Source organism: Streptomyces filamentosus (assembly GCF_014654895.1).
Classification (GTDB): domain Bacteria; phylum Actinomycetota; class Actinomycetes; order Streptomycetales; family Streptomycetaceae; genus Streptomyces; species Streptomyces filamentosus.
Window position 1 is genome coordinate 1,421,220 of sequence record NZ_BNBE01000001.1, and the last position, 20,145, is coordinate 1,441,364.

Annotated in this window: 18 protein-coding genes and 2 tRNA genes; 8 read left to right on the forward strand and 12 right to left on the reverse strand. The window is 73.1% G+C overall.

All coding sequences use genetic code 11. From position 1 onward, the window contains the following. Positions 1 to 2: 2 nt before the first annotated feature. The 3 genes from hisN (at position 3) to IE326_RS06135 (ending at position 1,867) form a co-directional block, all read left to right on the forward strand. A complete protein-coding gene (gene hisN / locus IE326_RS06125; RefSeq protein WP_150231541.1) occupies positions 3 to 815 on the forward strand; it encodes a histidinol-phosphatase in 813 nt (270 codons plus the stop codon). A gap of 138 nt (positions 816 to 953) precedes the next feature. Beyond that, complete coding sequence (locus IE326_RS06130) at positions 954 to 1,376, forward strand: CBS domain-containing protein (protein ID WP_190041007.1); 423 nt, start codon at positions 954 to 956, stop codon at positions 1,374 to 1,376. Between the two features lie 74 nt (positions 1,377 to 1,450). Beyond that, a complete protein-coding gene (locus IE326_RS06135; RefSeq protein ID WP_150231536.1) occupies positions 1,451 to 1,867 on the forward strand; it encodes a Fur family transcriptional regulator in 417 nt (138 codons plus the stop codon). A gap of 118 nt (positions 1,868 to 1,985) precedes the next feature. On the opposite strand, the gene IE326_RS06140 is transcribed toward IE326_RS06135, so the two are convergent. The 4 genes from IE326_RS06140 to IE326_RS06155 all read right to left on the reverse strand — a co-directional run bounded on the left by IE326_RS06140 (position 1,986) and on the right by IE326_RS06155 (position 7,445). Then, positions 1,986 to 2,059 (reverse strand) — tRNA-Met (locus IE326_RS06140). Between the two features lie 99 nt (positions 2,060 to 2,158). Beyond that, positions 2,159 to 4,198: a tetratricopeptide repeat protein gene (locus IE326_RS06145; RefSeq protein ID WP_190041008.1), complete on the reverse strand. Its 2,040-nt coding sequence runs from the start codon at positions 4,196 to 4,198 to the stop codon at positions 2,159 to 2,161. Between the two features lie 202 nt (positions 4,199 to 4,400). Then, a tRNA-Met gene (locus IE326_RS06150) sits at positions 4,401 to 4,474 on the reverse strand. Between the two features lie 43 nt (positions 4,475 to 4,517). Further along, positions 4,518 to 7,445: a UPF0182 family membrane protein gene (locus tag IE326_RS06155; RefSeq protein ID WP_150231532.1), complete on the reverse strand. Its 2,928-nt coding sequence runs from the start codon at positions 7,443 to 7,445 to the stop codon at positions 4,518 to 4,520. Between the two features lie 135 nt (positions 7,446 to 7,580). Between IE326_RS06155 and IE326_RS06160 the strand changes: the two genes are divergently transcribed. Next, positions 7,581 to 8,120 (forward strand): PPA1309 family protein, encoded by a 540-nt coding sequence (locus tag IE326_RS06160; protein WP_150231530.1) that lies wholly within the window; start codon positions 7,581 to 7,583, stop codon positions 8,118 to 8,120. A 131-nt stretch (positions 8,121 to 8,251) separates the two neighbouring features. Here the strand turns inward: IE326_RS06160 and IE326_RS06165 are convergent, their stop codons facing one another. The 4 genes from IE326_RS06165 to IE326_RS06175 all read right to left on the reverse strand — a co-directional run bounded on the left by IE326_RS06165 (position 8,252) and on the right by IE326_RS06175 (position 11,417). Continuing rightward, positions 8,252 to 9,340, reverse strand: coding sequence for a YlbL family protein (locus IE326_RS06165; RefSeq protein ID WP_190041009.1), 1,089 nt, complete (start codon positions 9,338 to 9,340; stop codon positions 8,252 to 8,254). 72 nt (positions 9,341 to 9,412) lie between these two features. Beyond that, a complete protein-coding gene (locus IE326_RS40525) occupies positions 9,413 to 9,625 on the reverse strand; it encodes a hypothetical protein (protein WP_150231527.1) in 213 nt (70 codons plus the stop codon). A gap of 140 nt (positions 9,626 to 9,765) precedes the next feature. Further along, entirely contained in the window at positions 9,766 to 10,227 is a 462-nt protein-coding gene (locus tag IE326_RS06170) for a molybdenum cofactor biosynthesis protein MoaE (RefSeq protein WP_150231525.1), read from the reverse strand. 80 nt (positions 10,228 to 10,307) lie between these two features. Further along, complete coding sequence (locus tag IE326_RS06175) at positions 10,308 to 11,417, reverse strand: SDR family oxidoreductase (protein ID WP_150231523.1); 1,110 nt, start codon at positions 11,415 to 11,417, stop codon at positions 10,308 to 10,310. A 190-nt stretch (positions 11,418 to 11,607) separates the two neighbouring features. Between IE326_RS06175 and IE326_RS06180 the strand changes: the two genes are divergently transcribed. Continuing rightward, positions 11,608 to 13,041, forward strand: a complete 1,434-nt coding sequence (locus IE326_RS06180; protein ID WP_150231521.1) for a zinc-dependent metalloprotease — start codon at positions 11,608 to 11,610, stop codon at positions 13,039 to 13,041. Next, positions 13,038 to 13,559 (forward strand): NUDIX hydrolase, encoded by a 522-nt coding sequence (locus IE326_RS06185; RefSeq protein ID WP_150231519.1) that lies wholly within the window; start codon positions 13,038 to 13,040, stop codon positions 13,557 to 13,559. The genes IE326_RS06180 and IE326_RS06185 overlap by 4 nt, the downstream gene beginning before the upstream one ends. Positions 13,560 to 13,641: 82 nt before the next feature. Here the strand turns inward: IE326_RS06185 and IE326_RS06190 are convergent, their stop codons facing one another. The 4 genes from IE326_RS06190 to IE326_RS06205 form a co-directional block, all read right to left on the reverse strand. Next, positions 13,642 to 14,397: an AIM24 family protein gene (locus IE326_RS06190; protein ID WP_150231517.1), complete on the reverse strand. Its 756-nt coding sequence runs from the start codon at positions 14,395 to 14,397 to the stop codon at positions 13,642 to 13,644. Between the two features lie 17 nt (positions 14,398 to 14,414). Beyond that, the gene (locus IE326_RS06195) at positions 14,415 to 15,095 is read right to left on the reverse strand and encodes an AIM24 family protein (RefSeq protein WP_150231515.1); all 681 of its coding nucleotides are present in this window, start codon (positions 15,093 to 15,095) and stop codon (positions 14,415 to 14,417) included. 14 nt (positions 15,096 to 15,109) lie between these two features. Next, positions 15,110 to 16,777, reverse strand: a complete 1,668-nt coding sequence (locus IE326_RS06200) for a TerD family protein (protein WP_190041010.1) — start codon at positions 16,775 to 16,777, stop codon at positions 15,110 to 15,112. Positions 16,778 to 16,889: 112 nt separating this feature from the next. Then, positions 16,890 to 17,510 carry a M48 metallopeptidase family protein gene (locus IE326_RS06205; protein ID WP_190041011.1) on the reverse strand — a complete coding sequence of 207 codons (621 nt, stop codon included), beginning with the start codon at positions 17,508 to 17,510 and terminating at the stop codon, positions 16,890 to 16,892. A 90-nt stretch (positions 17,511 to 17,600) separates the two neighbouring features. Here IE326_RS06205 and IE326_RS06210 point away from each other — a divergent pair, with 90 nt between their 5' ends. Together IE326_RS06210 and IE326_RS06215 are read left to right on the forward strand one after the other, a co-directional pair. Then, positions 17,601 to 18,809, forward strand: a complete 1,209-nt coding sequence (locus IE326_RS06210; protein WP_190041012.1) for a TOMM precursor leader peptide-binding protein — start codon at positions 17,601 to 17,603, stop codon at positions 18,807 to 18,809. Then, positions 18,802 to 20,142 (forward strand): ABC1 kinase family protein, encoded by a 1,341-nt coding sequence (locus tag IE326_RS06215; RefSeq protein ID WP_150231507.1) that lies wholly within the window; start codon positions 18,802 to 18,804, stop codon positions 20,140 to 20,142. Before IE326_RS06210 ends, IE326_RS06215 begins: the two co-directional genes overlap by 8 nt. Positions 20,143 to 20,145 lie beyond the last annotated feature (3 nt).

Consider the following 20,145-nt stretch of genomic DNA (forward strand, 5'->3'; position numbering starts at 1 on the left):
ACATGGCCGATTACCACGATGACCTGCGTCTCGCCCATGCCCTCGCGGACACCGCCGACGCGGCCACGATGGCCCGCTTCCGGGCACTGGACCTGAAGGTCGAGACGAAGCCCGACATGACCCCGGTGAGCGAGGCGGACCGGGCCGCCGAGGAGCTGATCCGCGCGGGGCTCCAGAAGGAGCGGCCCGGGGACGCGATCCTGGGCGAGGAGTACGGCGTGGAGGGCTCGGGCCCGCGCCGCTGGGTGGTCGACCCGATCGACGGCACCAAGAACTACGTGCGCGGGGTCCCCGTGTGGGCGACCCTGATCGCGCTGATGGAGGAGGGCGAGGACGGCTTCCGGCCGGTGGTCGGCGTGGTGTCCGCACCGGCGCTCGGCCGCCGCTGGTGGGCGGCGGAGGGCCTGGGCGCCTTCACCGGCACCGGCCCGGAGTCCGGGACCCGGATCGGCGTCTCCCGGGTGTCCTCGCTGGCCGACGCCTCCTTCGCGTACTCCTCGCTGAGCGGCTGGGAGGAGCGGGGGAAGCTGGACGCGTTCCTGGACCTCACGCGCGCGTGCTGGCGGACCCGGGCGTACGGCGACTTCTGGCCGTACATGATGGTCGCCGAGGGGACGGTGGACCTGTGCGCCGAGCCGGAGCTGTCGCTGTGGGACATGGCGGCGGTGGCGGTCGTGGTGCAGGAGGCCGGCGGCTCGTACACCGGTCTCGACGGGCGGCCCGGCCCGCACGGCGGGAACGCGGCGGCCTCCAACGGGCTGCTGCACGAGGAGATGCTGGGGTACCTGGGGCACGCGGGGACGCCCGGCGCCTGAGCGCGCCCCCGTCCGCCCCTCAAGGCGCCTCGCGCGCCCCCTTGTCGGCCTTCTCCCCCGGTGCAACTCTGAGAGCCCCCCACTTGTGAATTTGTGAACCGTCCTGCGGGGCGGTTCGCCGAGGAGGTGGCTCCTTCCATGCTCGTCCGCGACGCCATGAGCACGGTGGTCCTCACCGTCGGCCCCGCCCACACCCTCCGCCAGGCCGCCCGGCTGATGTCCGTCCGCCGGGTCGGCGCTGCCGTCGTCCTCGACGGCGACTCCGGAATCGGCATCATCACCGAGCGTGACATCCTCAACTCCCTGGGCCGGGGCGAGGACCCGGACCACGAGCCGGCCGGCGCCCACACCACCCACGAGGTCGTCTTCGCCGCGCCCGGCTGGACCCTGGCGGAGGCGGCGGAGGCGATGACCAGGGGCGGTTTCCGCCACCTCGTCGTCCTCGACGACCTCGGCCCGGTCGGCATGGTCTCGGTCCGCGACATCATCCGCTGCTGGCTCCCGGTCCACGGCGCGGGCGCCGCCGCGGCCTCCCGCACGGCCGCCGACGCGGCGGACTGACCGGAAAGTGGCCGGTATCCCACTGGCCGGAAGACCGGTCCGCCCGGTTTCCGCCCGCTGTTACCCTGGCCTTCATGAGCGACCTGTTGGAACGTCTGCGCGGCCGCGGCTGGCGGATGACCGCCCAGCGCCGTGTCGTCGCCGAGGTCCTCGACGGCGACCACGTGCACCTCACCGCCGACGAGGTCCACGCCCGTGCCGTCGAGCGCCTGCCCGAGATCTCCCGCGCGACCGTCTACAACACGCTGGGCGAGATGGTCACGCTCGGCGAGGTCATCGAGGTCGCCACGGACGGCCGCGCCAAGCGGTACGACCCCAATGCCCACCGGCCGCACCAGCACCTGGTCTGCGCCGGCTGCGGCGCGATCCGGGACGTCCACCCGGCGGGCGACCCGCTGAAGGACCTGCCGGCCGCGGAGCGCTTCGGCTTCACGATCTCGAACGTCGAGGTCACGTACCGGGGCCTCTGCCCGAACTGCGCGACGGCCTAGCCGGAAAAACGAAGGGCGCTCCCTCGGGGGCGCCCTTTTCCGCGCATCCGTGGCGTCTCGCCCGGGAACGCCGAAGGCCCGGACCGTCTGGGACGGTCCGGGCCTTCGGGCTACTGAGTAGCGGGGACAGGATTTGAACCTGCGACCTCTGGGTTATGAGCCCAGCGAGCTACCGAGCTGCTCCACCCCGCGTCGTTGAACCCAACCTTACGGGACTGGTGCGACAGGAGCAAATCGACTTTACGCTCCCGCTCCGCGAGCCCCCCGGCCTCCGGCCATGGGCCCGGTGGCCTACGCCGTGAGCTCTTCGCGGAGCGCCTCGCTGAGCCGGGCCGCCCGCTCGGCGACCTCGGCCGGTCCGAGCTCCACCGCGCGGGCGCACCAGCTCCGGCCCTCGGCGAGCTCGCCCCGGCGGGCGGCGAGCAGCGCGAGGCGGAGCGCGGCACGGCCGTGGCCGGCCCTGGCGGCCCGGGTCCACCAGAGGGCGGCCTCGCGCTCGCTGCCCTCGCGGGCGAGCAGCAGCCCCAGGTTGAAGGCGCCGTTGCGGCTGCCGGCCTCGGCGGCCTCCCGGTACCAGCGGGCGGCCTCGGCGAGGTCGCCGCGCCCGGCGGCGAGCATGCCGACGCGGACCTGGGCACGCCGGTGGCCCTGCTCCGCGGCCCGCTCGTACCACTCCTCGCACTCGGTCTTCTGGTCCACGGGCGCGCCGAGGACCACCGGGCCGGGCTCGGGGCGGCGGGCGTCGAGGACGGTGGCGAGCCGGAAGGCGGCCTCGGCGCTGCCGCCGCCCGCCGCGCAGCGCAGGTGCCGCTCGGCGGTCTGCTCGTCGCCGTCGCGCAGGGCGGCGATGCCGACCTGGAGGGCGGCCTCGGTGTGTCCGGCGGCGGCGGCCCGCTCGTACCAGGCGAGCGCGGCGCGGTCGTCGTCGCGGCCCGCGTGGATGATGCCCAGGTTGAAGGCGGCGTCGACGGAGCCCGCCTCGGCGGCCTTGGAGAACCACGGCTCGGCGCCGCCCGCGTCCCCGGCCTGGAGGAGCAGCACGGCGAGCGCGTTGGCGGCCTCGCGGTGGCCCGCGTAGGCGGCGCGCCGGTACCACTGCTCGGCCTGCGGGAGGCGGTCCTGGGCGGCGCAGAGCAGGCCCAGGTTGTACGCGCCGTTGACGTCGCCCGCGTCCATGGCGGCGCGGTACCAGCGCTCGGCGGTCTGCTGCTCGCCGCGGGCGGCGTGCAGGGCGCCCAGCGCGTTGGCGGCGTTGCCGTCGCCGTCCTGGGCGGCGCGGAGCCACCAGACGGCGGCGCTCTCCTCGTCCCCGGCGTCGCGCAGCAGGAAGCCGAGCGCGCAGGCGGCCTTCGCCTCGCCCTCCTTGGCGGAGCTGAGGTACCAGCGGCCGGCCTCCTTCAGCTCGCCGCGCTGCTCCAGGATCGCCCCGAGGTGCAGCGCGGCCCGGCGGTGCCCCCGGGCGGCGGCCTGCCGGAACCACTGCTCGGCCTCCCCGAGCAGCCGGGCGGCGGCGCCCTCCGCCGCCCGGGGCGGCCCGGTCTCGGGGCGCGGGGCGACGGCGGGCGCGCGCTCGCCGCCGCGGAGGGTGTCGGCGGCGCGGAGGCGGCCCGCCGTGTCGTACGCGTGGCCGGCGCGGCCCGCGGCGGCGGCGGGGCCGTAGGCGTGCGGGCCCCGCAGGGGCTCGGTGGCGCGCCGCTCCAGGGCCAGGGCGAGGCGGTAGGCGGCCTCGCGGTGGCCCTGCTCGGCGGCGGCCCGCAGCCAGCGCTCGGCACCGACGTCGCTGCGGTGTTCGAGGAGTTCGGCGAGGGCGTAGGCGCCCAGCGCGTGGCCCTGCTCGGCGGCCTGGCGGAGCCAGTACTCGGCGGCGGGCTCGTCGCCGCGCTCGCGGTGGTGGCGGCCCAGCGCGTGCGCGGCCGGCGCGGAGCCCGCGACGGCGGCGACCCGCCACCAGCCGGCGGCCTCGTCGGGGTAGCCGCGCTGGTGGAGCAGGACGCCCAGGTTGTTGGCGGCGGCGCGGTCGCCCTCGGCGGTGGCGGCGCGCAGGAAGGGCTCGGCCCCCTCGAGGTCGCCGCGGCGCAGCAGCAGGGCGCCGAGGGCGCTCATGGCGTCGGTGTCACCGCGCTCGGCGGCCCTCCGGTGGCGGCCTTCGGTCTCGGCCTCGGTCTCGGCCTCGGTCTCCGGTCCGGCGTCCGGTTCGGTCCTGGCGGTGGTGTCGGCGAAGGCATCGACGGCCGTCACTGCCTCGATGATCTCGTCCGCGGCATTTCTGGCGTGCCGCTGCACAAACCGCCCTGTCTCCAACAGAGTTGCCCTGTCCCCCATAAATACCATCGTCGCACCACCCGCAACCCGCGCACACCCGGTATACCGCAGCCGGTGAGGTCACCTCAGCGTTTTGTCGACATGCCCACAGAGAGACAAGTCAAACACGTTCCGCCTCAACTCGCCCCTTCCGTACCGCTCTTCGGTGCCCCTCGTCACCCCGACACGCGACGAGGGCCCGGATCCTTATGGATCCGAGCCCTCGTTTCAGTAGCGGGGACAGGATTTGAACCTGCGACCTCTGGGTTATGAGCCCAGCGAGCTACCGAGCTGCTCCACCCCGCGTCGGTGAAGTCACACTATCACGACGCGGGGTGAAGCTCGCAGGTCAGCTGCCCTCGGCCGGCTTCTCCGCACCGCCCGTGCCGGACGGCTGGATCTTGGCGCCCGCCTCGGCGGCCCGTTCCAGGGCGGCCTGGAGGTCCTCCTGGGCCTTGCCGTAGGCCGTCCAGTCGCCCTTCGCCAGAGCGGCCTCGCCCGCGTCGTACGCCTTCTGGGCGTCGGCGATGGCCTGCTTCAGCGCCGCGTCCGCCGAGGCCGGCGGCTGCGGGGTGGTCGGCGGCTGCTCGGTGCCCGGGGGCGTGGTCGGCGGCGTGGTGGCCTCCACCCCGAAGACCGCGTTGAGGGCCTCCGTGAGGGTGTTCTCGAACACCGTGGTGTCCTTGGTGGTGTCGCCGTCCGGCTGGTCGGCGTCCACGTACGACACCGCGACCTTCTTCAGGAGCGGGTAGAGCGCGTTCCGTCCCTGGGCGTAGACCGGCTCCACATAGAGGAACCCGCCGTCGAGCGGCACGGTGAGCAGGTTGCCGTACTGGATGTCCGAGTCGGCGCCCTTCATGTCGCGGACGAAGGTGGCCACGTCGGGCAGGCCGTTCAGCTTGCTCTGCACCTGCGCCGGTCCCGGCACGTCCTCGGTGACCCGCAGCAGTCTCAGCCGGCCGTAGTCCTTGCTGGTGGCGTCGGCGTCGACCGCCATGAAGCCGCCCAGGTTGGGCCGCCCGTTCGGGGTGAACGTCGTGGTCAGCGAGAAGCGCTGGTCCGCGTCCCCGGGCATCTTCATGCTCAGGTAGTACGGCGGCACCGCCACGTTCTCCTTGGTGGTCGGGTCGTCCGGCACCTGCCAGGCGTCCGAGCCGCTGTAGAACTGGGCCGGGTCGGTGACGTGGTAGCGGGTCAGCAGCTCGCGCTGGACCTTGAACATGTCCTGCGGGTAGCGCAGGTGCTCCAGGAGGTCGCCCTTGATGTCGGCCTTGGGCTTCACCGTGTCAGGGAAGGCCTTCATCCAGGTCTTCAGGACCGGGTCCTCGGTGTCCCACTGGTAGAGGGTGACCGTGCCGTCGTAGGCGTCGACGGTGGCCTTCACCGAGTTGCGGATGTAGTTGACCTGGTTCTGCTGGGCGACGACCGCCCGCTGCTGGTTGCCGACGGTCAGCGAGTCGGCCGTGGTGTCGCCGAGCGTGGTCCGCGAGGCGTACGGGTAGCCGTTGCTGGTCGTGTAGGCGTCGACGATCCACTTGATCTTGCCCTCGACGACCGCCGGGTAGGCGTCGCCGTCGATGGTCAGCCAGGGGGCGACGGCCTCGACGCGCTGCTTGGGCGTGCGGTTGTACAGGATCCGCGAGCCGTCGCCGATGGCTCCGGAGTAGAGGATCTGCGGCTCGCTGAAGGCCACCGCGTAGGCCGCGCGGTTGAAGGCGTTCTCCAGGCTGACGCCGCTGTTGCCGCCGTAGCTGGTGGTCTTCTCGCCGTTCTCCTCGTAGTCCAGCTCCTTCTGGGGGCCGCCCACGATCGAGTACTGGTCGGTCTTCTCGCCGTAGTAGATCCGCTGCTGGTACTCGCCGAGGTCACCGGTGGTCGGCAGGCCCGACTCGGTGAAGACCGGGGAGCCGTTGGCGTCGGTCTGGGTGCCGCGGGCCATGATGGCGCCGTAGCCGTGGGTGTAGGTGAAGTGGTCGTTGATCCAGTTCCGCTTCGGGATGCCGCGGATGTTCAGCTCGCGCAGGCCGATGACGACGTCCTGGCCCTCGTAGCGGTCCACGTCGAGCGTCGTCGGGAACTGGTAGTACTTCCGCTTCTGCTCCAGCTGCTGGAAGGTCGGCGAGACGATGTTCGGGTCGAGGACGCGGTAGCTGGCCGCCGAGTCGGCGTCCGTGCGCAGCTTGTCCTTGGCCTTGACCGTCGACTTGCCCGAGTAGTTCTCCAGCTTGGTCTCGTCGATCGCGTACGCCCTGCGGGTCGCGTCGATGTTCTTCTGGATGTACGGGGCTTCCTTGGCCTGCTCGTTCGGCTGGACCTGGAACTTCTGCACGATCGCCGGGTACAGGCCGCCGATCAGCACGGCGGAGAGCACCATCAGGCCGAAGCCGATGACGGGCAGCTGCCAGGTGCGGCGCCACAGCGTGGCGAAGAAGAGCACGGCGCAGATGACGGCGATGCAGAAGAGGATCGTCTTCGCCGGCAGGTAGGCGTTGGCGTCGACGTACCTCAGGCCCGTCCAGTTGCCGGTGGCCTTGAAGTCGCTGGACTTCACCGCGAGGCCGTACCGGTCGAGCCAGTACGCCACGGCCTTGAGGGTGACGAAGACGCCGAGGAGCACCGAGAGGTGGCCGGTGGCGGCGGCCGTGGCGCGGGCACCGGGGCTGGTGACCCGCAGTCCGCCGTACAGGTAGTGCGTGATCGCCGCGGCGATCAGGGAGAGCACCACGGCGGCGAAGCCGAAGGCCAGCAGGAAGCGGTACCAGGGCAGGTCGAAGGCGTAGAACGAGACGTCCTTGCCGAACTGGGAGTCCTTCTCGCCGAAGGACACCCCGTTGACCCACATGAGCCAGGTGCGCCACTGGCCGGAGGCGGAGGCGCCGGCGATCAGGCCCACCAGGGCGGTGACCGCGAGCAGCACCCACTTCTTGAAGGGGGCGACGCCCATCCGGTAGCGGTCGAGGCTCTGCTGCTCCATCGACATCGCGCTCAGCGGCGGCCGCAGCCGGTACGCCAGCCAGATGTTGAGGCCGACGGTGAGCGCCATCAGCAGGCCGAAGACGGCGAAGAGGCCGATCTTGGTCCACAGGGTGGTGGTGAACACGGACGAGTAGTGGACCGAGCGGTACCAGAGCCAGTCCGTCCAGAACCCCGCGAACATCACGAACGCCATGGCCAGGACGGCCAGCACGCCCAGTGTCATGAGCAGGGTGCGGGCCCGCCGGGACGGCCGGCCGACTCTGATCCTTGGCCCGGACGGGCCTCCGCCACGGTCCGGCATCTGGAAAGCCAACGTGCGCCCCTCGGTGTTGATGCGTCGGAATGCGGGCCCCGTGATCGTAGGACCCACAGATGCAACTTACCGACGCTTTACCTAGTTCCCGTCTCGGGGGGAAGAGGAGGCAGGATATTGCCCATGTCCAACCTTTCCCCCTCGGGCCCGCCGATGGCCTCCAGTCCCCTCACCCGCGCGGTGCTCGAGATCGACGAGTACGCCTCGGGTCTCGGCTGGGACCGGCCCGCCCGTCTCTTCGCCCTGGTCGACACCGCGCGGCTGCGCGCCCAGGCGCCCTCGCTGAAGCTCGGCCAGGACGCCACCGCCTACACCCCCATCGAGCAGGAGGAGATCCCCAAGGGCAAGCCGCTCGACGAGTTCCTCGGCACCATCGCCTGGCCGGAGGGGGTGGCGGGCTGCGCCCTGACGGTGGAGCGGCTGATGCTGCCGCCGTCGGCGGAGGCCCAGGTCCCCAAGGACCTGAGCGGCGCCAAGCTGAACAAGTGGGTGGCCGCGCACCCGGACCGCCAGGAGGTCCGGATGACGGTGGCCGTGCTGCGGAACGGCACCCGGGAGGCGGCGATCCGGCTGCGCGAGAAGGACTCGCCGACCGAGGTCCTGACCGGCCCGGACCTGGTGCCGGGCCTCGCCGAGGCGCTCGCGGCCACCTTCGAGGGCTGAGCGGTACGGGTACGGGACCCCCGCGCGGGGTCCCGTACCGGGGCTCGGCGCAGGGGTCCGTACCCGGGGCCCGGCGCGGGAGACCGCACGGGGGCCCAACCCTTCGCCCCGCTCCTCGTTCGGCCCTTCGTTCAGTCCTTCGAGCAGCTCGGCAGGTTCGCGGTGTCGCCCTTGCGGAGCTTCTCCAGCGACTTCTTCGCATCGTCGATGGTGTCGACCTTGATCAGGGTGAGGCCGTCGGGCGTGTCGCCGGCCGCGGCGGCGCAGTTCTCGGCGGGGGTGAGGAAGTACTCGGCGCCCGCGCTCCGCGCGCCGACCAGCTTCATCCGGATGCCGCCGATCGGGCCGACCTTGCCCTCGTCGTCGATGGTGCCGGTGCCCGCGACGAACTTCCCGCCGGTCAGGCTCTCCGGGGTCAGCTTGTCGACGATCCCGAGCGCGAACATCAGACCGGCGCTGGGGCCGCCGACGTCGGCCAGCTTGATGTCGATGGTGAACGGGAAGACGTGGTCGGTGCCGGCCTGGATGCCGACGATCGCCCGGTCGCCCTCCTCGGACTTCACGGTGGTGAGGGAGACCTTCCGGGTGGCGGTGGGCTCCTTGTGCGCCTTCTCGGCGGCCACGGCCTCCGCGGCCGGGACGATGGTGAACTCCACCTTGTCGCCCGGCTTCCGCTTGGTCACCTGCGCGGCGACGTCGGCCGGCTTGGTGACCGGCTTCCCGTCGACGGCCTTGATCACGTCACCGGCGTGGAGGGTGCCCTCCGCCGGGGAGTCCTTCACCACGGAGGCGACGACGACCCGGGTGGTGAAGGGGATGCCGAGCTCGTCGAGGGCGGCGACCTTGGCGCTCTCCTGCGACTGGCTGAACTCCTCCGCGTTCTCCTGGCTCGACTCCTCCTCCGTCTTCCCGTCGGGGTAGAGGGTGTCGTGCGGGACCACCACGTTGTCGTGCGCCAGCCAGCCGTAGACCGCCTCGACGGCGTTCATCTTGTAGTCCGCGCTGGTGACCCTGACCGTGGTCATGTTGAGGTGGCCGTCGGTCGGGTAGGTCTTGCGGCCGGAGATCTGGAGGACCGGCTCGCCGCGGGCCTCGCCGAGCGTGTTGACCGTGGGCCCGGGGCTCATCTCCGCGTACGGCACCGGGATCAGGACGCCCGCGATCAGCAGGCAGATCAGGACCAGGGTGGAGGCGAGCATCGTCGCGGTGCGGCGTGGCATGGAACGACAGTACGGGACTCGCCTGTGCGCGCACTCCCGGGGCGGTCCGTCCGGGACGGCGCCGGAGGACCGTCAGGACTCGGCGGGGGCGGCCTCGTGCACGGGGCGGAACGGAGCGGAATCGGGGGCGGCGGGGTGGGCGCGCTCCATGGCGTCCCGGAAGCGGGCGTAGCCGGCGAGTTCGGCCACGTCACCTATGGTCTTGTTCCTCTGGACCCAGCTTCCCCATATCGCCGCTCCGACGACTGCGAAAAGCGGAATCAGCAACCAGGCCAGCGCTGCCATCCCGACCTCCCATCCCCAGTGAGTTGACCAGCAGATTATTCATCTGTGTCAACAACGCTCGGCCCTGGGGGCCGGTTACGCAAATCGGGCGTTCGGCTACGCCGTGTCGGCGCGCCCCCTTGCCACTCCCCCGAGGGGGCTCAGCAGGCCCCGACCCACTCCTCGGTGCCGTCCGAGAAGGTCTGGTGCTTCCAGATGGGGACCTCGTGCTTGAGGTCGTCGATCAGCATGCGGCACGCCTCGAATGCCTCGCCGCGGTGGGGGCAGGAGACGGCGACGACGACCGCGATGTCGCCGACGGAGAGGTCGCCCACGCGGTGGACCGCCGCCAGGGCGCGGACCGGATGGTTCGCCACGACCTTCTCGGCGACCCGGCGCAGCTCGGCCTCGGCGCTCGGGTGGCAGGAGTAGCCCAGCGCGTCGACGTCGGCGCCGCCGTCGTGGTTGCGCACGGTGCCGACGAACAGGGTCGTGCCGCCCGCGGCGTCGTCGCCGACGGCCCGGAAGACCTCGTCCACCGAGAGCGGGGTGTCGCGGATCGCGAGCAGCTTGATCGGGTCGTCCGCGGCCTGCTCACCGGGGTGGTCGTGCGTGGTGGTCATGCGGTCCATGGTGCCGCACGCCTCCGACATCCCGGAATAGCGTTTTCGACCGGCGGACCGGGACCCCCCGTAGGAGGGTCCTACAGTCCGCGCCGCTTCCGCATCTGGCGCACCAGGGCCGCAGTGCCCAGGAGGGCCACCGTGGCGCCCGCCGCGCCCGCCGCCGTGGCGTCCTTGCGGCCCAGCCGGCGGCCCGCGACCGTGTGCCGGCCCTGGACCTCCTCCAGGAGCGCCGCCAGGACCTCCTCGTTGGTCCACTTCGGCCGCCAGCCCGCGTCGTGGAGACGGCCGACGCTGACCACCCACGGGTGCATGGTGTAGGCGAGGTCGCCGGCCGGGGACGGGGTGAGGCCGATCCGGTGCAGCCGCGCGGCGGCGCCGAGCGCCACCGCCGAGGGCAGCTCCATGCGGCGGATCCCCGACAGCTCCTCGACCTCGTCCTGCTCCAGCCAGCCCTCGCAGCCGACCGCGAACTCGCCGTCGACCTTCTCCAGGGCCGCGTACTCCAGGGCGCTGACCAGGTCCTCCACGTGGCAGAACTGCCAGGTGGGGCGGGATCCGGCGACGACGAGCAGCCGGGGCGACTCGAAGTAGCGGGTGAGCGCGGTGTCCGTGCCGCCGACGAGGACGGCGGGGCGGACCACGGTCACGTTGAGGCCGGGGTGGGCGCGGGAGCCGCGGCGGCCGAGCCGCTCGACCTCCAGGAGGTCGCCGACGCCGGTGGCCTCGGCGGTGGCGCGCAGCTCGGCGTCCTCGGAGAGCGGGATGTCGTTGTCGGGCAGGGCGCCGTAGACCATGGTCGAGGTGCACAGGACGACCCGGCGGACGCCGGCCGCCGCTGCGGCGGTGAGGACCGTCTGCGTGCCGCGGACGTTGTAGGCCGTCCGGGCGGCGGGGTCGGTCTCCAGGTCGAGGTCGACGGCGAGGTGCACGACGACGTCGGCACCGCGCAGCTTCTCCGCGATGGCCGGATCGCGCACGTCGAGGACGTGCCAGGTCGCCTCGGCCACCTCGCCCCGCCGCTCGTCGATGGCGATGACCTGCCGGACCTCCTCCGAATCGGCGAGATGCCTGGTCAGCAGGGCTCCGATGCCCGTGGCGGCGCCGGTGACCGCGACGACGGGACCGCGCGCGGCGGACCGGGTTGAGTGGTTTCGCGCTCCGCGAACCTGCGGATCTGGGGAACTCACCGACCGACTCCAGTGGTTGTCTTCAGTGCGTACGGGGATGACGCGTACGTACCAGGTGGCGTCCATCCTGCCGCAGGGCACGGCCCGGCGGAGACATGAGCCCATATCCGACCAGGATGTCTACGCTGGTGTTGTGCAGCGGGCAGTCGCCGCCGGCAGAGGCCGGCGGCCCTAGGAGCCGAGGAAACCTGTGAGTGACACCCCATTCGGATTCGGCCTTCCGCCGGAGGAGCCGGAGGACGGCGACGAAGGCAAGAAGAAGGACCCCGCCGGAGGTGGCCAGGGGTCCGGCGGCCAGGGCGGCGGCAACCCGTTCGGGGCGAACCCGTTCGGCTTCGGCATCCCGGGCATGGGCGGCCAGGGCGGCGCGGACAACCCGTTCGCCGCGATGTTCGGGTCGATGAACCCGACGGACCTGGGTGCGGCCTTCCAGCAGCTCGGGCAGATGCTCAGCTACGAGGGCGGTCCCGTGAACTGGGACATGGCCAAGCAGATCGCCCGCCAGGTGGTCGCCCAGGGCACCGCCGACGGCGTCAAGGACGCCAGCGTGGGCCCGGCCGAGAAGTCCGCGGTCGAGGAGGCCGTCCGCCTCGCCGACCTGTGGCTGGACCAGGCCACCTCGCTGCCCTCCGGGGCGAACGCGGCGGTGGCGTGGAGCCGCGCCGAGTGGGTCGAGGCGACCCTCCCCGCGTGGAAGGAGCTCGTGGACCCGGTCGCCGAGCGGGTCGGCACGGCCATGGGCGACGTGCTGCCGCAGGAGATGCAGGCCATGGCGGGCCCGCTGATCGGCATGATGCGGTCGATGGGCGGCGCCATGTTCGGCCAGCAGATCGGGCAGGCCATCGGCGCGCTCGCGGGCGAGGTCGTCGGCTCGACCGACGTCGGCCTGCCGCTCGGCCCGGCCTCCCGGGCCGCGCTGCTCCCGCTGAACGTGGAGTCCTTCGGCAAGGACCTGAGCGTGCCCTCCGACGAGGTGCGGCTCTACCTGGCCCTGCGCGAGGCCGCCCACCAGCGCCTCTTCGCGCACGTGCCGTGGCTGCGGGCGCACCTCTTCGGCGCGGTCGAGTCCTACGCGCGCGGGATCAAGGTCGACACCTCGAAGCTGGAGGAGGCCGTCTCCCAGCTCGACCCGACCCACCCGGAGCAGCTCCAGGAGGCGCTCCAGTCCGGCATGTTCCAGCCGCAGGACACGCCCGCGCAGAAGGCGGCCCTGGCCCGGCTGGAGACGGCGCTCGCGCTGGTCGAGGGCTGGGTCGACGCGGTGGTCCACGAGGCCGCCAAGTCCCGGCTGACCTCGGCGGACGCGCTCCGCGAGACGCTGCGGCGGCGCCGGGCCACCGGCGGTCCCGCCGAGCAGACCTTCGCCACCCTGATCGGCCTGGAGCTCCGGCCGCGCCGGCTGCGGGACGCCTCCCGGCTGTGGGCCTCGCTCACCGACGCCCGGGGCGTCGACGGCCGCGACGCGCTGTGGGAGCACCCCGACATGCTGCCGACGGCGACCGACCTGGACGACCCGGACGGCTTCGTCCACCGCGAGCAGATGGACTTCTCCGAGCTGGACAAGATGCTCGGCGAGGCGGCGGAGGGCCGGAAGGACCAGGACGAGGACGGTTCCCAGGAGTGAGCCTGCACGACGACGCGGTCCTCGTCCTGAAGGGGTACGAGGGCCAGCCGGAGCTGCGCGAGCTCTATCTGGACCACCTGGCGACGCATCCGGACGGCATGTACAAGCCCTGCGGGGCGGGCCACCTCACCAGCAGCGCGCTGGTGGTCGACCCCTCGCGCGGGCGGGTGCTGCTCACCCTGCACAAGAAGCTCGGCATGTGGCTCCAGATGGGTGGCCACTGCGAGGAGGGCGATCCGACGGTCGAGGCGGCGGCGCTGCGCGAGGCCGCGGAGGAGTCGGGCATCGCGGGGCTGACGCTGCTGCCCGGTGGTCCGGTGCGGCTGGACCGGCACCCGATCCCGGCGCCCTGCCACTGGCACCTCGACGTGCAGTACGCGGCGCTGGCCCCGGCGGACGGGGTGGCACGGATCAGCGAGGAGTCGCTGGACCTGCGGTGGTTCGCGTACGACGAGGTGGCCGCGGTCGCGGACGCCTCGGTGGTGCGGCTGGTGGAGGGCACGCTGGCCCGCCTGTGAGCGGACGTGGAGAGGGCCCCGGTCTCCCGGGGCCCTCTCCACGTGTCCGTGCCGGTCGGTTCCGGGCGTCGTCCCGGGCCGGTCAGTTCCAGGCGTTGTTCTGGTTCTGGCCGTGGGCGCCGTGCTGGCCGACGCCGTACTGGGCGGCGACGCCCTGGCCGATCGCCGCGTGCTGCGGCGGCAGGACCTCGCTGGGCTGGACGAGGGCGAAGCCCTGGCCGAGGAAGCTGAGCTCCCAGCCCTCGCCGGTGTTGCCCCGGCGGCTGCGGACGCTGGTGTTGTGCGTCTGGGCCTGCATCTGGACCCGCAGCGAGGTGGACCAGGCGACGATCGCGTCCGCGTCGGCGCTCACGTACTTGTCCGGGGTGACCTGGAGCATCAGCGGCTGGCCGGAGGTCATGAGGGCGACCTTGCCGCGGCCGGTGATGTTGAGCTGGTACTTGCCGGTGCCGGAGACGCCGTACTGGCTGTCGACGGCGATGACCTCGGTGTGGAGGCTGGTGTCCAGCGCGAGCACGTAGGAGCTGTCCACGGTGAGGCCCTCCTGCTCGACCTCCACGACGTGGACGTACTGGGCGAGGTTGGCGAAGTAGACCGTGCCCTGACCGGAGCAGCGCATCAGGTCGAGGCCCTCGCCGGTGCGGGCGCGGGCGCGGCGCTGGTTGGCGCTCTGGTACTCGCCGTCGAAGTCGACGAGGCCCTGGTAGGCGACCATGGCGCCCTTGCGGGCCAGGACGTCGTCGTGGCCGGTGAGGCTGACTCGCAGGAGCTGCGGGTTCTGGACGACGTACCGCTCCTGGCTCTGCTGTTCCGCGTGGTTGAAAAGCGGGCTCTGCATGCTGTTCTCGCTCCCCTTCAGCCCCGGACCCGCAGGCGGTCGCTGCTGTCCTCGCTGGGCTGTACGACGACGATGCCCTGGCCCGAGAAGGCCATCTGGTATGCCTCGCCGCTGCCCCGCCCAATGAGGGAGGACGCCTTGAAGCTGCGCTTGCCCTTGACCTTGAGCGCCGGCGACCAGGCGACGAGCGCGTCGGGGTCGACGTACGTCTCGTCCTCGCCGCGGCCGCAGTCGACGACGACCGGGGTGCCGCGCGAGGTGAGCGCGACCCAGCCGGTACCGGCGATCTGCACGTTGAACAGGCCCTGTCCGGCGAACTTGGCGAGGCCCTTGACCCGCTCGACGCCCCACTGGAGGTGGGCGTCGAAGGCGAGGAGGTTGGTGCCGTTGACGGAGATGGCGTCGTTCTGGAGGTTGATCACGACGACGTCGGCGCCGTAGTCGGCGAGGTAGAGCAGTCCGTCGCCGGCGCACTTCATGATCGGCGCGCCTTCGCCGGTGGCCCACTCCTTGGCGACCTGGCGGACGGCCGGCGGGTTGGGCTCGTAGCTGACGAAGCCCTCGTAGGCGACCATCGAGCCGGCCCGGGCGTAGAGGTCCTGGCCGGTGGCCATGGCGACCTTGAGCATGGTGCGGCCGTGGTTCTCCATGCGGGCCGCGATGGGGGTCGGGGCATAGCCCGCGAGCTGCTGGTTCATGGTGTCGGGCTCCCTCAGACCTCGTACGGCTGGACGACGATGAAGTTGCCGGGGGCGCCCCGGAACTGGAGGTTCACGGTCTCCCCGCTGTGGCCGGGGTAGGCGTTGCGCCGGAGCCGGACCTGGCTGGAGAGGATGACCTGCGAGGCCGCGGACCAGGCGACGACCGCGTTGCAGTCGGCGAAGGTCGTGGGGGTGACGGGCAGGACCACGGGGACGCCGTTGGTCTTGACGATCACGGTGCCGCTGCCCTGGAACTGCATGGTGAACAGGGCGCCGCCGGGGATGCCGTGGCCCTCGATGCGGCGGACCTCGTACTGGAGGGTCTCGTCGAAGGCGAGCACGTTCTCCGCGGAGACGCAGATGGCGTCGCCCTGGAGCTCGATCGGGTGCAGATGGGCGCCGTTCTCCGCGAGGAAGACCTGGCCTCGGCCGGTGCAGCGCATCAGCTGCATCTCCTGGCCGGTGGCGTTGCCGACGATCCGGCCGGCGAAGCCCGCGCCCTTGTAGGAGAAGTCGACCTTGCCCTGGTACATGACCATGGAGCCCTGGCGGGCGAGGACGGGGGTGCCGCCCATGGCCAGGTCGACCCGCATGAGCTGCTGGTTCTGCGGGGTCCAGCGGGCGCCGGTGGCGGTCTCCTTGAAGGGGGCGAGCGCGGCGGCGAGTCCGGCGCCGGCCGCGGGCGCGCCCTGGGGGACGCCCTGCGGGGGCATGCCCTGGGGCGGCATGCCGGGCTGCTGGCCGTAGGGCGCCGGCTGGCCGTAGCCGGGCTGCTGGCCGTACGGGGCCTGCGGCGGCTGGCCGTACGGGGCTCCGTGGGGTGGGGTCTGGCCGGGGATCTGACCGCCGTAGGAGGGCTGCGGGGGCTGGCCGTACGGACCGGGGGCGCCCGGGACGGGGGGCGGGGGCGGCACCGGGGCGGGGGCGAGCGGAGCGACCATGGTGGGCTGGCTGTGCACCGGCTGCGGGGCGGGCGGCGGGGTGGGCGGCTGGGCGCCGTAGCCGGGCTGCGGGGTGCCGTAGCCGGGGGGCGGGGCGGGCGCCGGGACGGCGGGCGCGCCGAAGGCCGGGGGCGCGGCGGCCTGGGCGGGGGCGCCGAAGCCGGGGGCGGCCTGCTGGGGGGCGGCGGGCGGCTGGGCGGCCGGCTCCTCCTCCAGGACCTCTCCGCCGAAGTTCCGCAGCAGCGCTTCCAGGCCGCCGTCGAAGCCCTGGCCGACGGCGGCGAAGCGCCACACGTCCTTGAGGTAGAAGTCGCCGAGCATGACCGCGCGCTCGGTGGAGAACTCCGAGCCGGTGAAGGCGTAGCGGGCGACCTCCTCGCCGCCCGCGACGATCCGGATCCAGCCGGGGCCGACCTGCGACATCTGGCCGTCGCCGTCGATGGTGGCGGTGAAGGACAGCTTGTGGATCTGCGGGGGGATCCGGTCGAGGGTGACCCGGAAGGACTCGGTGTCCCCGGCCTGGGCCCCCAGCAGCTGGATGGACTCCTCGGGCGACTTCGGCTGGTTGAAGAAGACGAAGTACCGGTCGTCGGAGAGCCGCTCGTCGGCGTCGAGGCCGAAGCAGCTGATGTCGAAGGTGAGCCCGGGAGCCGCGATCTGCACGCCCACGTACAGATCGGTGCCCGCGGTCAGATCACTGATCTTGGCCTTGTGGCCTCGTTGGAATTCCCTGGCCATGCGTAACGACCGTCCCCCATCCCGATGGCGAATGACTCGCGTCAGGCTAACCGCTGGGAACGACATTGAGACAGGGCGGGACGGTTCCGGTACGGAATCGGGAAAACCCGTCTCAGGCGGCGGGACCGCCGTCCGGCGGGTGCGGGAGACGGGCCGCGGCGACCACTCCTTCGAGGTATCCGCGGGCCCGCTCGGTGCGCGGGTACGCCTCCAAGAGGCGCCAGAACGCGGGTCCGTGGCCGGGGACGAGGAGGTGGGCGAGCTCGTGCAGGAGGACGTAGTCGACCACGTATTCGGGCATGCCCTGGAGTCGGTGGGAGAGCCGGATGGAGCCCTCGGCGGGGGTGCAGGAGCCCCATCGGCTGTTCTGGTTCGTGACCCATCGCACGGAATCGGGCCGGGCGCGGCCGTCGAGGTACTGGGCGGAGAGGCGGCCGGCCCGTTCGGCCAGCTCGGCGTCGCCGCGGGTGGCGCGGCGCTCCTTGTCCTTCTCCTTGGCGGCGAGCTTCTCCAGCATCACGCCGACCCAGCGGCGCTCCTCGGCCTCGGACATCCGGGCCGGGATGAGCACGATCGTGCGGTCCCCCTCGCGGTACGCGGAGACGGATCGGGTGCGGCGGGCGCTCCTGCGGATCTCGACTGGCACGGCTCGACGGTACCGGGCGCGTCCGACGAAAACCGCTTCGTATGACCTATATGACTTTCGAGCGGCCCTGTGGACAACTTTCCGCACGGTTCCGCGCCGGCGGGCAGCCTGTTCCCGAGAGCACGGAGAGATCGCGGAGAGCACGGGAATCGCGGGGATCGCGGGAAGGCGGGCGGGATGCATCCGATGGTGAAGCCGGCGCTGCGGCGGGCGTGGCGGAGTCTGACGTGCGTGCAGTACGGGGTGACGCCGGCGCACGCGGTGGTGCTGGATCCGGTGGACGCGGCGACGGGACGGCTGCTCGGGCTGCTGGACGGGACGCGCGGCACCGCGCTGCTGCGCGAGGAGGCGGCGGCGCTGGGGCTTCCGGAGGGACGGCTCGACGCGCTCCTCGACCGGCTCGCGGCGGCGGGACTGCTCGTGGCGGCCGGGGCCGGAAGGCCGGGGCGGGCGGGCCCCGCGGCGGGGGCGGTGGACACGGCACTGGATCCGCTGCGGGCGGACCTGGCCGCGCTGTCGGTGGTGTGCCCGGAGCCGGACCGGGCGCTGCGGACGCTGGCGGCCCGCCGGGAGCGGCGGGTGCGGGTGCGGGGCGCCGGGCGGGTGGGCACGACGGTGGCGGCGCTGCTCGCGGCGGCGGGCGTGGGCGGGGTGGAGGTGGTGGACGGGGGCCGGGTCGAGCCGTGGGAGACGGCGCCGGGCGGGCTGCCCGCCGAGTCGGTCGGCGAGCGGCGGGTGACGGCGGCGCGGCGGCTCGTGGGGCGCTGGGCGCGCGGGCCGGTGGCGGCGCGGCGGGCGGGCCGCCGGACGGGCCCGGGTGACGGGGACGGCGGTGCGGCGGCGTCGCTCGTGGTGGTGGCGCCCCGGGACGGCCTGGGGGTGCTGGTGCCGGACCCGGTGGCGGCGGAGCCGTGGATGGCGGCGGGGACGCCCCACCTGTACGCGGGGGTGCTGGAGGCGACGGGGTGGGTGGGGCCCCTGGTGCTGCCGGGCGGGACGGCGTGCGCCCGCTGTCTCCAGGAGGAGGCGACGGACCGGGACCCGGCGTGGCCGCGGCTGCTCGCGCAGTGGCGTTCGGGGGCGCCGCACCCGCTGCCGGCCTGTGACGTGACGCTGGCGGCGGCGGTGGCGGGGCTCGCCGCCGCGCACGCGCTGGCCTTCCTGGACGGGGAGCTTCCGGCCTCCACGGGGACCCGCTGGGAGGTGACGGCCCCGTCGCTGGGGTGGCGGTCCGAGCGGACGACACCGCACCCGGCCTGTCCCTGCGGGGCCGCGCGCGGCAGGGTGGGGGTGGGCGCCTCGACAGCGGGGGAGGCGCCCACCACGAGGGCGGGGCACGGACCCGCCCGGCACGGCAGTCTGGGAATTGGAGGGGCGCATGTCTGATCTTCCCCGGAAGGCGGTCACCCGGACCGCCAAGTTGGCCGCGTTGCCGCTGGGCTTCGCGGGGCGCGCGACCTGGGGTCTGGGCAAGCGGATCGGGGGCAAGTCGGCCGAGTTCGTCGCCCGGGAGCTCCAGGAGCGCACGGCGGAGCAGCTGTTCCGGGTGCTCGGCGAACTCAAGGGCGGGGCCATGAAGTTCGGCCAGGCGCTGTCCGTCTTCGAGTCGGCGCTGCCGGAGGAGGTCGCCGGGCCCTACCGGGCGGCGCTGACGAAGCTTCAGGAGGCGGCGCCGCCGATGCCGGTGCGGACGGTGCACGCGGTGCTGGCGGAGCGGCTCGGGGAGGCGTGGCGGGAGCTGTTCCTGGAGTTCGAGGACAAGCCGGCGGCGGCCGCGTCGATCGGGCAGGTGCACCGGGCGGTCTGGCACGACGGGCGCGAGGTCGCGGTGAAGGTGCAGTACCCGGGCGCCGGGGAGGCCCTGCTGTCGGACCTGGCGCAGCTGGGCCGGTTCGCCCGGCTCCTCGGGCCGCTGGTGCCGGGGATCGAGGTGAAGCCGCTCCTCACGGAGCTGCGGGAGCGGGTGGCGGAGGAGCTGGACTACGCGCTGGAGGCGCGGTCCCAGCGGGAGCACGCGGAGGTCTTCGCGGACGACCCGGACGTGGTGGTGCCGGCGGTGGTGCACCAGGCGGAGCAGGTGCTGGTGACCGAGTGGCTGGAGGGGATCCCGCTCGCGGAGGTGATCGCGGAGGGCGCCCCGGAGGAGCGGGACCGGGCCGGGCAGCTCCTCGCCCGGTTCCTCTTCTCCGGCCCGGCGCGGACGGGGCTGCTGCACGCCGATCCGCATCCGGGGAACTTCCGGCTGCTGCCGGCCGCCGGGTCGGACGATCCGGCGGGGTGGCGGCTGGGCGTGCTCGACTTCGGCACGGTGGACCGGCTGCCGGGCGGGCTGCCGGAGACGATCGGGACCTGTCTGCGGATGGCGCTGGCCGGGGAGGCGGAGCCGGTGTACGCGCTGCTGCGGGCGGAGGGCTTCGTGAAGGAGTCGGTGGCGCTCGATCCGGACGAGGTCCTGGAGTACCTGCGGCCGATCATCGAGCCGGCCGGGGAGGAGTCCTTCGTCTTCACCCGGGGCTGGATGCGGACGCAGGCGGCCCGGATCGCCGACCCCCGCTCCCCGGCGCACCAGCTGGGTCGGCAGCTGAACCTGCCGCCGTCGTACCTGCTGATCCACCGGGTGACGCTGTCCACGATCGGCGTGCTCTGTCAGCTGGACGCGCGGGTCCGGCTGCGGGACGAGCTGGCGGCCTGGCTGCCCGGGTTCGCCGCGGCGGACTGAGGG

What these genes read in the sequence shown, in the direction of transcription:
- hisN (WP_150231541.1), top strand. Translation starts at nt 3, where the DNA reads ATGGCCGATTACCACGATGACCTGCGTCTCGCCCATGCCCTCGCGGAC.
- IE326_RS06130 (WP_190041007.1), top strand. Translation starts at nt 954, where the DNA reads ATGCTCGTCCGCGACGCCATGAGCACGGTGGTCCTCACCGTCGGCCCC.
- IE326_RS06135 (WP_150231536.1), top strand. Translation starts at nt 1,451, where the DNA reads ATGAGCGACCTGTTGGAACGTCTGCGCGGCCGCGGCTGGCGGATGACC.
- IE326_RS06145 (WP_190041008.1), bottom strand. Translation starts at nt 4,198, where the DNA reads ATGGTATTTATGGGGGACAGGGCAACTCTGTTGGAGACAGGGCGGTTT.
- IE326_RS06155 (WP_150231532.1), bottom strand. Translation starts at nt 7,445, where the DNA reads ATGCCGGACCGTGGCGGAGGCCCGTCCGGGCCAAGGATCAGAGTCGGC.
- IE326_RS06160 (WP_150231530.1), top strand. Translation starts at nt 7,581, where the DNA reads ATGTCCAACCTTTCCCCCTCGGGCCCGCCGATGGCCTCCAGTCCCCTC.
- IE326_RS06165 (WP_190041009.1), bottom strand. Translation starts at nt 9,340, where the DNA reads ATGCCACGCCGCACCGCGACGATGCTCGCCTCCACCCTGGTCCTGATC.
- IE326_RS40525 (WP_150231527.1), bottom strand. Translation starts at nt 9,625, where the DNA reads ATGGCAGCGCTGGCCTGGTTGCTGATTCCGCTTTTCGCAGTCGTCGGA.
- IE326_RS06170 (WP_150231525.1), bottom strand. Translation starts at nt 10,227, where the DNA reads ATGACCACCACGCACGACCACCCCGGTGAGCAGGCCGCGGACGACCCG.
- IE326_RS06190 (WP_150231517.1), bottom strand. Translation starts at nt 14,397, where the DNA reads ATGCAGAGCCCGCTTTTCAACCACGCGGAACAGCAGAGCCAGGAGCGG.
- IE326_RS06195 (WP_150231515.1), bottom strand. Translation starts at nt 15,095, where the DNA reads ATGAACCAGCAGCTCGCGGGCTATGCCCCGACCCCCATCGCGGCCCGC.
- IE326_RS06200 (WP_190041010.1), bottom strand. Translation starts at nt 16,777, where the DNA reads ATGGCCAGGGAATTCCAACGAGGCCACAAGGCCAAGATCAGTGATCTG.
- IE326_RS06210 (WP_190041012.1), top strand. Translation starts at nt 17,601, where the DNA reads ATGCATCCGATGGTGAAGCCGGCGCTGCGGCGGGCGTGGCGGAGTCTG.
- IE326_RS06215 (WP_150231507.1), top strand. Translation starts at nt 18,802, where the DNA reads ATGTCTGATCTTCCCCGGAAGGCGGTCACCCGGACCGCCAAGTTGGCC.